General features: G+C 46.0%; 9 protein-coding genes and 2 rRNA genes (1 of these 11 only partly in view). All 11 read right to left on the reverse strand.

The genetic code is table 11. The annotated features are described in order from the left end of the window. Nucleotides 1-71: 71 nt before the first annotated feature. A complete protein-coding gene (gene ispF / locus ATG71_RS03800; protein WP_098438521.1) occupies nt 72-548 on the reverse strand; it encodes a 2-C-methyl-D-erythritol 2,4-cyclodiphosphate synthase in 477 nt (158 codons plus the stop codon). Continuing rightward, entirely contained in the window at nt 541-1,245 is a 705-nt protein-coding gene (gene ispD / locus ATG71_RS03805) for a 2-C-methyl-D-erythritol 4-phosphate cytidylyltransferase (RefSeq protein WP_098438522.1), read from the reverse strand. The genes ispF and ispD overlap by 8 nt, the downstream gene beginning before the upstream one ends. A gap of 66 nt (nt 1,246-1,311) precedes the next feature. Next, nucleotides 1,312-2,403, reverse strand: a complete 1,092-nt coding sequence (locus tag ATG71_RS03810; RefSeq protein WP_098438523.1) for a PIN/TRAM domain-containing protein — start codon at nt 2,401-2,403, stop codon at nt 1,312-1,314. Nucleotides 2,404-2,616: 213 nt separating this feature from the next. Next, nucleotides 2,617-3,690, reverse strand: coding sequence for a DNA integrity scanning diadenylate cyclase DisA (disA, locus tag ATG71_RS03815; RefSeq protein ID WP_098438524.1), 1,074 nt, complete (start codon nt 3,688-3,690; stop codon nt 2,617-2,619). A 3-nt stretch (nt 3,691-3,693) separates the two neighbouring features. Then, nucleotides 3,694-5,070, reverse strand: coding sequence for a DNA repair protein RadA (gene radA / locus ATG71_RS03820; protein ID WP_098438525.1), 1,377 nt, complete (start codon nt 5,068-5,070; stop codon nt 3,694-3,696). A 194-nt stretch (nt 5,071-5,264) separates the two neighbouring features. After that, nucleotides 5,265-7,712: an ATP-dependent protease ATP-binding subunit ClpC gene (gene clpC / locus ATG71_RS03825; protein WP_098438526.1), complete on the reverse strand. Its 2,448-nt coding sequence runs from the start codon at nt 7,710-7,712 to the stop codon at nt 5,265-5,267. A gap of 1 nt (nt 7,713) precedes the next feature. Continuing rightward, nucleotides 7,714-8,796, reverse strand: a complete 1,083-nt coding sequence (gene mcsB, locus ATG71_RS03830; protein ID WP_098438527.1) for a protein-arginine kinase McsB — start codon at nt 8,794-8,796, stop codon at nt 7,714-7,716. Next, nucleotides 8,793-9,341 (reverse strand): protein-arginine kinase activator protein McsA, encoded by a 549-nt coding sequence (gene mcsA, locus ATG71_RS03835; protein WP_098438528.1) that lies wholly within the window; start codon nt 9,339-9,341, stop codon nt 8,793-8,795. Before mcsA ends, mcsB begins: the two co-directional genes overlap by 4 nt. 20 nt (nt 9,342-9,361) lie before the next feature. Continuing rightward, a complete protein-coding gene (locus ATG71_RS03840) occupies nt 9,362-9,823 on the reverse strand; it encodes a CtsR family transcriptional regulator (protein ID WP_098438529.1) in 462 nt (153 codons plus the stop codon). A gap of 576 nt (nt 9,824-10,399) precedes the next feature. Then, nucleotides 10,400-10,516: ribosomal RNA gene (rrf, locus tag ATG71_RS03845) — 5S ribosomal RNA — on the reverse strand. Between the two features lie 101 nt (nt 10,517-10,617). Then, nucleotides 10,618-12,446 (reverse strand): 23S ribosomal RNA (locus ATG71_RS03850); it runs 1,108 nt beyond the window's last position.

The following is a 12,446-nucleotide window of genomic DNA, read 5'->3' on the forward strand; positions in this document are numbered from 1 at the left end:
TAATGATTACTCTTTAAAGTCTATGACCTATTTTAACACCGTTAAGTACGGGAATAAAGCGAATTTATCGCCTACTTTTTTTTAATCAATATGGTGGTTTGGGCGGCAATCCCTTCGCCTCTTCCGGTAAAGCCAAGCTTCTCGGAAGTAGTGGCTTTCACGTTCACTTCCGCTATATCCGCTTCCAGTAACGTAGCGATGCTTTGTCTCATTTCGTCAATATAAGGGGCCATCTTAGGCTTCTGGGCAATGATCGTGCAATCGATATTCCCTAATTCATAGCCTTCCTTTTTCACAAGGGCCCATACGTGCTGGAGAAGCTTTGCCGAATCAGCATCCTTGAACTCTGGGTCTGTATCAGGAAAATGCTTCCCGATATCCCCGGCTGCAATGGCACCTAAACACGCATCCGCTACAGCATGCAACAGGACATCTGCATCTGAGTGCCCCAATAAACCCTTTTCATATGGAAGCGTAATGCCTCCCATGATCAGAGGCCTCTCTTCCACTAACTGATGAACATCAAATCCTTGTCCGATCCTAAACATGTTTCTCTCCTCCACTCATTTCCTCTCGCTTCTTCAAAATCGCCTCGGCAAAATATAAATCCTCAGGGGTTGTCAGTTTAATATTGTCATAATCACTTTCAACGACAGCGACCTCAATATCCGACCTTTCCACCAGTGAAGCATCATCTGTACCAAGGAAACCATCTTGATCAGCTTCTTTATGTGCCTGTGTTAATACGGAAACGCGAAAAGCTTGTGGGGTCTGAACCATCCACAAGCTTGAGCGTTCAATCGTTTCCTCGACTTCGCCATCCAGTACTTTCTTGATCGTATCTTTAACAGGAACCGCCGCAATGGCAGCCCCCGTTGAATAAGTCTTTTCGACTAATTGGTGAATCGTGGATTCTTTAATAAATGGTCTTGCTCCGTCATGTACCAGAACAATCTCATGTTCAACCTCAAGCAATGCATGGTATACACTATGCTGTCTTTCTTCTCCACCATCGACAAGCTTCACGACCTTCTTGATGCCGTAGCGCTCCAAGAGCCCCTCAAACACTTGTCGCTCTGAAGGATGGATGGCTAAATAGATTCCCTTACAAAGGGTGTCATGCTCGAACACACGCAATGTATGAATGATGACAGGACAGCTATTCAACTCAAGGAGCAGTTTGTTTTTGCCCGCTTTCATACGTTTTCCCTGCCCTGCAGCCGGAATGACTACTTCATATTCCATAATATAACTCCTTTAACACACAAGTAATACTATTCATTATACCTTACTGCATCAATGGAGTCAGGCTTACAGTGCTTTTTCCAGTTGCTTCGGTTTCGCAAAGATCATCCGGCCTGCAGATGTCTGAAGAACGGATGTGACGAGGACATCGATATACTTACCGATGTAATTACGTCCTTCTTCCACGACGATCATCGTACCATCATCCAGATAAGCAATTCCCTGGTTATGCTCCTTACCGTCTTTGATGACCTGTACTTTCAATTCTTCTCCAGGCAGAACAACCGGCTTCACGGCGTTGGCCAGGTCATTGATGTTCAATACTTGTACACCTTGAAGGTCACACACTTTATTCAGGTTAAAATCATTCGTTACGACGATTCCATTTGTAAGCTTCGCTAATTTCACCAGCTTTGAATCCACTTCCTGAATCTCCTCGAAGTCCCCTTCATAAATCTGGACCTCAACAAGAAGCTCTTTTTGAATACGATTTAAAATATCCAGACCACGGCGTCCGCGATTTCTCTTCAATACATCAGAAGAGTCGGCAATATGCTGGAGCTCTTCCAATACGAATTGAGGAATCACCACGATTCCTTCTAAAAATCCTGTTTGACAGATATCCGCGATACGTCCGTCAATGATCACGCTCGTATCCAATATCTTAAGGGTCTTCACACCCTCTTCATCCAAATCCTCATCCGTCCCTTTTTTCTTACCTCGATTTGCCGTGCCGAATAGATTGACCAATTCATCCCTTTTCTTAAATCCAACCTGGAAACCTAGATATCCAAGAATCAATGTTAATAGAATGGGAATGACCGTGTTGACGATTGGAATCTCCATTTGATTGAAGGGGATCCCAAACAAATACGCAACAAATAAACCGATAATAAGGCCTAAACTGCCAAATAACAAATCCGTTACTGGTGCCTTTACCAAGCTATCTTCAAACCACTTGACGAAATTGACGACATACTCGACTGCCCAAAACGTAAGAATATAAAAAATGATGGCACCAAATATAGCAGTCATATAAGGGTTATTAATTAAAGGAATGTCCGATAGATTTATGACGGTAAATAATTCGGGAAGTAGAAATATCCCAAGTGTTCCCCCGACAATGAGGAAGCACGCTTGAACGATTCTTTTTAACATTCCCTCACCTCCTCCTACTCATTATAAACAATTTACTATTTTTGAAACGTCTAAGCCTTGAAAATTTGAAATTTAATACAACGGAAACGATTTTGATACACGTATCCCATCTTACTAGCTTCCTTAAATGAAGGCTAACACGTCTAAATCAAACTGTCAATTTTTTGAAAATGATACAATTATACCATTTCTGGCAGATATAGGCCTCTCTACCTACAGCTGTCGATCTGCAAACGTCTGTTCCTTAATCAGTTTTAATCCCTCTTTGATTTTCCTTGCCCTCACTTCACCGATCCCTTCGACTTCATCCAAATCATCGACTGTAGCCTTTACTACATGTGGGAGGGTCTCAAATCTCGTGATAAGATTTTCAATAATGACGATCGGCAGACGGGGGATCTTATTCAACACGCGGTATCCTCGGGGATAGATCGCATCATCATGATGGACATATCCGTGGTATCCCAGTAATTTTAATAGGACATTATCCTCTAATACTTCTGAATGAACAAGCTCCTGGAACTTATAGAGAAGTTCGAACGGTTTGATATTTCTTTCCTGGGAATAGTCCCTGATGATGAGCATCGCCTCATCCTCAATATCCGCCAACAGTTCATTCATCTGAAGGCGGATCAATCTGCCTTCGACACCGAGCTCACTGAGATACGTCAATAACTCGTTCTTGATCCTGAGAACCATCTCGAAACGGTGAAGGACCTGCAGTAAGTCGCTTTGTGTGACAAGCTCCTCAAACTCAAGCACGGACAGATTAGAAATGCTTTGATCGAGAACCACCTTATATTTCTCCAAGGTTTGGATCGCCTGGTTGGCTTTCGTCAAGATGACAGAGATGTCCTTTAGTGCATATCGGAAATTCCCTTGATAAAGGGTGATGACGTTTCTCCGTTGAGAGATGGCAATGACAAGGGCATTTGTTTGTCTCGCAACCCGCTCTGCCGTCCGATGTCTCATACCCGTTTCCGTGGAAGGCACGTACACATCGGGAGCCAATTGTGCGTTCGCCAAAATGATCTTCGTTCCCGCTTCATTCAGGATGATGGCCCCATCCATCTTGGCCAGTTCATACAGATAGCTGGGAGAGAATGCACAATTGATATGAAAGCCCCCGTCCAGAACAGATCTCACCTTATCATTGTACCCAACAACAATAAGTCCCCCCGTATTGGCTCTCAGCACGTTATCAATGCCGTCCCTGATCGGGGCACCCGGAGCAACGAATTGCAATATATCCGACATGGACTTATCTCTTGCCTTCTTATCTTCCATTTCTTATCCTCCTAAAATAGTTGACAGTGCTTCATTGATATTCGAAACCCCTTTGACCTCTATATCAGAAGGAGGCTGCCACCCGCTTAAATTATTCTGAGGAATAATCACTCTCTTAAAACCTAACTTGGCTGCTTCCTGCACGCGCTGCTCAATTCTTGATACCCTTCTGATCTCACCTGTTAAACCCACTTCACCAATTATGCAATCATGGGCACTGGACGCCCTGTCACGAAAACTTGAAGCGATACTTGCAGCAACGGCCAAATCAATCGCCGGTTCATCCAGTTTCACACCCCCGGCCACTTTCAGATAGGCATCCTGTTGCTGCAATAGCATGCCTGCCCGCTTCTCCAACACAGCCATGATCAGTGAAACCCGACTATGATCGATCCCTGTCGCCATCCTTCGGGGATTATTAAAACTGGTTGGGGTCACAAGAGCTTGAATCTCCACAAGAACCGGCCTCGTTCCTTCCATCGAGGCAACGACCGTCGAACCCGCTGCACCCTGTGAACGCTCTTCCAGGAAGATCTCAGACGGATTGGCCACTTCCTCAAGGCCCAGTTCCTTCATTTCAAAAATCCCCATCTCATTCGTAGATCCGAAACGGTTCTTCACCGCTCTTAAAATACGATAGGAGTGATGACGTTCCCCTTCAAAATACAGTACGGTATCGACCATATGCTCCAACAAACGCGGTCCTGCAATCGAGCCTTCCTTGGTAACATGCCCTACAATAAAGATGGCAATGCCCTTTGTTTTCCCGATTCTCATCAGTTCAGCCGTACACTCCCTTACCTGGGATACACTTCCGGGAGCAGACGTCACGTCAGGATGAAAGACCGTCTGAATCGAGTCGATGATGACGAAATCCGGTGAGATTTGCTCAATCGTTTGATGAATCAGCTCAAGATTTGTTTCCGCAAATATATATAAATCATCTGATTTCACATGCAGTCGATCTGCCCGCAGCTTGGTTTGCTTGATGGATTCCTCTCCGGAGATGTATAAAACCTTCTGCTTCTGATCAGCAAGCTGGGCCGAAACCTGCAGCAACAAAGTGGATTTTCCGATCCCCGGGTCTCCACCAATCAATATAAGCGACCCTGGTACCACGCCTCCCCCAAGCACCCGGTTCAACTCTTTCGACTCGGTCAATACCCGCGGCTCCTGCTTGGTTTCGATGGAGATCAGCTTCTCTGCTTTAGAAGGTCCGGTATTTTCTGAGTGCATAAACGACGTCCGTGGTTTCTTCCCGGTCATTTCAACCTCTTCCACCATCGTATTCCACTCGTTACACCCCGGACATTTCCCCATCCATTTAGCAGACTCATATCCACAAGATGAACACACAAACTTAGTCTTTTTCTTTGCCAATCTATTCTTCCCCTCTTTTACTCTATTTGTACTCCTACCCATACAGGATAATACCATTTGGAATGATTGTATCCGTTTTATGTATTAGATTCAATCGAAAAGCGGAGCCGGCTTGGTCAGGCCCGACAAGCATCCACTATGATAAAAGAGGTACACGAAAAACATATACGTGTACCTCTTTATCATCCTTGCTATTAAGTCGGCGTATTGGCTGCTTCCTCTTCTTGAACCTTTACAACAAATTCACTATCTTCTACGTCGATCAAAATATTCTGCCCTGTCAGCACTTTTCCTCTTAACAATTCTTCCGACAGTTTATCCTCAACATATTTCTGGATAGCGCGACGGAGAGGGCGTGCACCGTATTCAGGATCGAACCCTTCATCTGCTATTTTCTCTTTGGCAGCAGGTGAAAGCTCTAAATGAATATCCTGCTCTTTCAAGCGGGTTGTCAATTGGTTCGACATCAATGTCACAATCTCTTTCAGATGATCTTTTTCAAGGGAATGGAACACAATGATTTCATCGATACGGTTAAGGAATTCAGGTCGGAAAGCACGTTTCAGCTCTTCCATGACCTTTCCTTTCATATCTTTATAATCCTGTTTCCCATCCTGAATATTGAACCCTACGTATTTATTGCTCTTAAGGGACTGTGCACCAACGTTTGAAGTCATGATCAGGACTGTATTCCTGAAGTCTACCGTTCTTCCTTTAGAATCTGTCAGACGGCCATCCTCCAGTACTTGAAGGAGAATGTTGAATACGTCCGGATGTGCTTTTTCAATTTCATCTAAAAGAACGACCGAATATGGTTTGCGGCGAACTTTCTCCGTTAACTGACCGCCTTCTTCATATCCTACATAACCTGGAGGTGAACCGACCAAACGGGAAGTCGAATGCTTTTCCATGTACTCGGACATATCGATACGGATCATTGCATCCTCATCACCGAACATGGACTCTGCAAGTGCCCTGGCCAATTCCGTTTTCCCGACTCCTGTAGGTCCTAAGAAAATGAAGGAACCAATCGGACGCTTCGGATCTTTCAGGCCGGCCCTTGCACGGCGCACGGCTTTTGATACCGCAACGACTGCTTCTGATTGCCCGATGACTCTGGAATGAAGGATTTCCTCTAATTTGAGTAAACGATCCGTTTCCGTTTGGGCTAATTTCGATACCGGTACTCCCGTCCAGTTCGAAACAACCTTCGCAATATCTTCAACAGTCACTTCTGTATTTTCCTGCCCTTGCTTTTCTTTCCATGTGTTCTTTGTTTCTTCCAGCTCTTCACGAAGCTTTTGTTCTGAATCCCTTAGAGAAGCTGCTTTTTCAAATTCCTGGCTCTGAACCGCTGCATCCTTCTCTTTTCTGATTTCTTCCAGCTTTGCTTCAAGCTCTTTCAAGTTTGGCGGTGTCGTATAAGAACGTAAGCGCACCTTCGAACCTGCTTCATCAATTAAATCGATGGCCTTATCCGGTAAGAAGCGGTCTGAAATATAGCGATCAGAAAGCTTCACTGCAGCATCAATCGCTTCATCCGTAATCGACACGCGGTGATGTGCCTCGTAACGATCACGTAATCCTTTAAGGATCTGGATGGACTCTGATGCTGTCGGCTCATTGACTTGGATTGGTTGGAAACGGCGCTCTAGCGCAGCATCTTTTTCAATATATTTACGGTACTCATCTAATGTCGTGGCACCGATACACTGCAATTCCCCACGTGCAAGGGATGGTTTTAAGATATTCGATGCATCGATCGCACCTTCCGCCCCACCTGCACCGATCAGGGTATGAAGTTCATCAATGAAGAGGATGATATTACCCGCCTGACGGATTTCATCCATGACCTTCTTCAGTCTGTCCTCGAATTCCCCGCGGTATTTAGTGCCGGCTACAACCGTACCCATATCAAGGGTCATAACTCGTTTGTCGCGCAGGATTTCAGGCACTTCATTGGCGATGATCTGTTGTGCGAGGCCTTCTGCGATCGCTGTCTTACCTACTCCGGGCTCACCGATTAATACCGGGTTATTCTTCGTACGACGACTCAGCACTTCGATGACGCGCTGAATTTCCTTGCTTCGACCAATGACCGGATCCAGGCTGCCTTCACGGGCAATGGCCGTTAGATCACGGGCTAAGCTGTCAAGTGTAGGCGTATTGGCATTGGCGTTGCCTCCACCCTGATGATTGCTTGAATCATTGCTTCCAAGCAACTGCAATACCTGCTGTCTCGCTTTATTCAAGCTGACACCAAGATTACCAAGTACCCGGGCGGCCACTCCTTCACCCTCGCGGATCAATCCCAGCAAAATATGTTCCGTTCCTACATATGAGTGACCCAGCTTACGGGCCTCATCCATGGAAAGTTCAATCACTTTCTTCGCACGAGGTGTGTAATGGATCGTTTGAGATTTCTCGGTTCCTTTCCCGATCAATCCTTCCACTTCCTTCTGGATCTTTTCAGGGCTCAGTCCCAATGCCGTAAGTGCCTTGGCGGCGATACCTTCACCTTCGCGGACAAGTCCCAATAAAATATGTTCAGTACCAATATTACTGTGCGACAAACGAATCGCTTCTTCTTGAGCTAATGCCAATACTTTTTGGGCTCTTTCTGTAAATCGACCAAACATCATATTATTTTTCCTCCTCACATGTATCTTTATCTAACTTAATTCGCTCCCGAATCAAAGAAGACCTTCTTATATCTCGTTCATTTGGTCTCAGTGGACCTCCAGAATATTGTTGTAAAAAACCAGGTTGGGTTAAAATCATTAGTTCATTCAATATATTCTTAGATATCACTTTGATGTATCCTAAATCAATTCCAAGCCTGACATCCGATAAACATTTCGCAGCTTCTTTGGACTCAATGATCCTGCTGTGCTCCAGCACCCCTAGAGAACGGAAGATCCTATCCTCTAATTGTATGTTTGACGTTTGAACTAATGCGTCCCTTGCCGATTGCTCTTTCTCGATGATCTGCTTCACAACACTTAACAAATCTTCTACGATATCTTCTTCCGACTTACCAAGTGTCGTTTGATTGGAGATCTGAAAGATGTTACCCAGCGCTTCGCTGCCTTCTCCGTAAATCCCTCGCACCACTAACCCCAGCTGATTGATTGCTGGGATGATACGGTTTAATTGCTGCGTCAACACCAGTCCCGGCAAGTGCATCATGACTGAAGCCCTGAGCCCAGTCCCCACATTGGTAGGACAAGTCGTTAAGTATCCATGCTTCTCATCAAACGCAAAGTCAAATTCACTTTCAAACCAATCATCGATCTGATTGGCTTTCTGTAAAGCTTCCTTCAATTGCAGACCGGGATATAAACACTGTATTCGAATATGGTCCTCTTCGTTTACCATTATGCTAATATCTTCCTCACCTGATAAAAGGACAGCTCCGTAATTCGTTTCCTCTGCCAAATTTGGACTTATGAGGTGTTTCTCCATTAATACCCTCTTTTGGAGAGGCTGAATCTCACTTGTAGGTAAAAATTCTAATTCTCCTAAATTCTTTGGATATGATGTGAGCTTCTCCTTTACCCGATCCACGATTTCCTTTGCTTCCTCTGAAGAATAAAGAGTGGAAAAACGGAAGTCCGTCAGATTCCTCGCAAGCCTTACCCTGGAGCTGAGGACAATATCCGAATTCGGTCCCTCTTCACTCATCCAGGAACTGACGGCATTACTCAAGAACTTCTCAAGACTCATTCGTTATCGCCTCCCTCTTTCTTTATCTCCTTTTCCAGGGAGCGGATTTCGTCTCGGATCTCGGCTGCTTTCTCAAACTCTTCATCCGCAATCATCGTTTGCAATTCAGATTTCAACTGCAATACCTTCTTTTTCACATGGATGGCCCCGCCCATACGCTCGGGAACCTTACCGTGATGTTCGACATTCCCGTTATGAACACGCTTTAATAATGGAGTGAGTTCATCTTTAAACGTTTCATAACAATGGGCACAGCCGAAGCGTCCTACATTAATGAACTGATGAATCGTCATTTTGCATTTTTCACACTGTAACACTTCTGTCTTAGGTATCTCGGTTTCCTTTGCCTGCTTAAATGCAGGAGCTATATTAAGAAGACCTGCCAATAGATTGTTCACAGAAAAGCCGGGAGAAGAATCAAACATAAACATCTCACCCTTATCCTGAGCACATTGCTCACATAAGTGAACTTCTGTTTTTTCCCCGTTTACCACCTTGGTAAAATGAAGGGTCGCAGGTCTTTCGTTACATTCTTGACAAACCATCCCATTCACCTCTTTAACCCTTACTCATACTTCAATGTATCCAGCATGGCTCTAAGCATTCTTCCTCTCAGGATATCCCGTTCGGGTAATTCGACCATGATGACCGATCGATCCATCACACTCAGCATGATCTTGGCTTCTCTTTCAGAAATGATCTCTTCTTCCACTAATCGAAAAACAATATCAGCTGCCGTATTCTGACTGATCGTTTGTGTAATCAATGCCACTAACTGATCGATCAAGTGAACCTGATCGTGGGCCTTCACCTTCATGATCCGGATATATCCACCGCCGCCACGTTTACTTTCTACTACATACCCTCGTTCTACAGTGAATCGGGTATTAATCACATAATTAATTTGAGAAGGAACACATTGAAACTTATCAGCGATCTCGCTTCTTTTAATCTCGACTATCTCACTTTCACTCAGTTCTAACACATTCTTTAAATAACTTTCAATGATGTCGGATATGTTCCTCATCAAACCTCCTCCTCATTTTGACTTTGACTATATTTGACTATAATTATACAACCGCGTTTTAAACTTTGCAATTATGAAGTTTGACCTTAGAAGTTTTCCTGTTTAAGGAAGGTTTTAAACGTGTGAATGTGAGATTGTTGGATAGAAATTTGGAAATGGGGCACTGTGAAGGTGGGTGCTTTTTGATTGGTTGCCGTGGTGAGTGGGTTTTGTCGGAGTGTGGATTGGTAAAACACTTATATTCTTTGTACAACTTTAATAAAAACCAAAAAGAGTAACTCCTAAGAGCTACTCTTTTTCACATTTGCCTGGCGACGTCCTACTCTCACAGGGGGAGCCCCCAACTACCATCGGCACTGAAGGCTGCGGCTAGTGATGAGCGGCGAATCTCTTCGTCCGCTTCACTCGTTCAGATCCTCGTGTGGGGGCCACACTCCGGTCTTCTCTCCCTCGCGTCCTCGACCTTCTTGCTCCTCCCTACCCTCGCACTGCGGTCGAGGAGAAATCTAATGTTCTTCGAACAACAATCTAAACCAAAAAAAGAGTAACTCACTAAGAGCTACTCTTTTCCTATTTGCCTGGCGACGTCCTACTCTCACAGGGGGAGATCCCCCAACTACCATCGGCGCTGAAGAGCTTAACTTCCGTGTTCGGCATGGGAACGGGTGTGACCTCTTCGCCATTATCACCAGACGAATATTCAATTGAAGGATTGTTCCTTCAAAACCAGATAAAGAATTGATGTCAAGAAAGCCGAATATCGACCAATGTTGTTCATATAAATATGACTCTTTGTGGTTAAGTCCTCGATCGATTAGTATCAGTCAACTCCACATGTCGCCATGCTTCCATCTCTGACCTATCTACCTAGTCATCTTCTAGGGATCTTACTCACATACGTGATGGGAAATCTCATCTCGAGGGGGGCTTCATGCTTAGATGCTTTCAGCACTTATCCCTTCCGCACATAGCTACCCAGCGATGCCTTTGGCAAGACAACTGGTACACCAGCGGTGCGTCCATCCCGGTCCTCTCGTACTAAGGACAGCTCCTCTCAAATTTCCTGCGCCCACGACGGATAGGGACCGAACTGTCTCACGACGTTCTGAACCCAGCTCGCGTACCGCTTTAATGGGCGAACAGCCCAACCCTTGGGACCGACTACAGCCCCAGGATGCGATGAGCCGACATCGAGGTGCCAAACCTCCCCGTCGATGTGGACTCTTGGGGGAGATAAGCCTGTTATCCCCGGGGTAGCTTTTATCCGTTGAGCGATGGCCCTTCCATGCGGAACCACCGGATCACTAAGCCCGACTTTCGTCCCTGCTCGACTTGTAGGTCTCGCAGTCAAGCTCCCTTGTGCCTTTACACTCTGCGAATGATTTCCAACCATTCTGAGGGAACCTTTGGGCGCCTCCGTTACTCTTTAGGAGGCGACCGCCCCAGTCAAACTGCCCACCTGACACTGTCTCCCACCCCGATAAGGGGCGCGGGTTAGAATTTCAATACAGCCAGGGTAGTATCCCACCGATGCCTCCACCGAAGCTGGCGCTCCGGTTTCCAAGGCTCCTACCTATCCTGTACAAGCTGTACCAAAATTCAATATCAGGTTACAGTAAAGCTCCACGGGGTCTTTCCGTCCTGTCGCGGGTAACCTGCATCTTCACAGGTACTATAATTTCACCGAGTCTCTCGTTGAGACAGTGCCCAGATCGTTACGCCTTTCGTGCGGGTCGGAACTTACCCGACAAGGAATTTCGCTACCTTAGGACCGTTATAGTTACGGCCGCCGTTTACTGGGGCTTCGATTCGCACCTTCGCTTGCGCTAAGCACTCCTCTTAACCTTCCAGCACCGGGCAGGCGTCAGCCCCTATACTTCGCCTTACGGCTTCGCAGAGACCTGTGTTTTTGCTAAACAGTCGCCTGGGCCTATTCACTGCGGCTCTCTCGGGCTTGCACCCTACCAGAGCACCCCTTCTCCCGAAGTTACGGGGTCATTTTGCCGAGTTCCTTAACGAGAGTTCTCTCGCTCACCTTAGGATTCTCTCCTCGCCTACCTGTGTCGGTTTGCGGTACGGGCACCTTTTTCCTCGCTAGAGGCTTTTCTTGGCAGTGTGGAATCAGGAACTTCGCTACTATAATTCGCTCGCTATCACAGCTCAGCCTTCACGATGATGGGATTTGCCTCATCATCAGCCTAACTGCTTAGACGCACATATCCAGCAGTGCGCTTACCCTATCCTCCTGCGTCCCCCCATTGCTCAAACGGAAAAGAGGTGGTACAGGAATATCAACCTGTTGTCCATCGTCTACGCCTATCGGCCTCGACTTAGGTCCCGACTAACCCTGAGCGGACGAGCCTTCCTCAGGAAACCTTAGGCATTCGGTGGATGGGATTCTCACCCATCTTTCGCTACTCATACCGGCATTCTCACTTCTAAGCACTCCACCAGTCCTTACGGTCTAGCTTCGCAGTCCTTAGAACGCTCTCCTACCACTGACACCTAGAGGTGTCAATCCACAGCTTCGGTGATACGTTTAGCCCCGGTACATTTTCGGCGCAGAGTCACTCGACCAGTGAGCTATTACGCACTCTTTAAATGGTGGCTGCTTCTAAGCCAA

The organism is Bacillus sp. es.034 (genome assembly GCF_002563655.1).
GTDB lineage: Bacteria > Bacillota > Bacilli > Bacillales > Bacillaceae_B > Rossellomorea.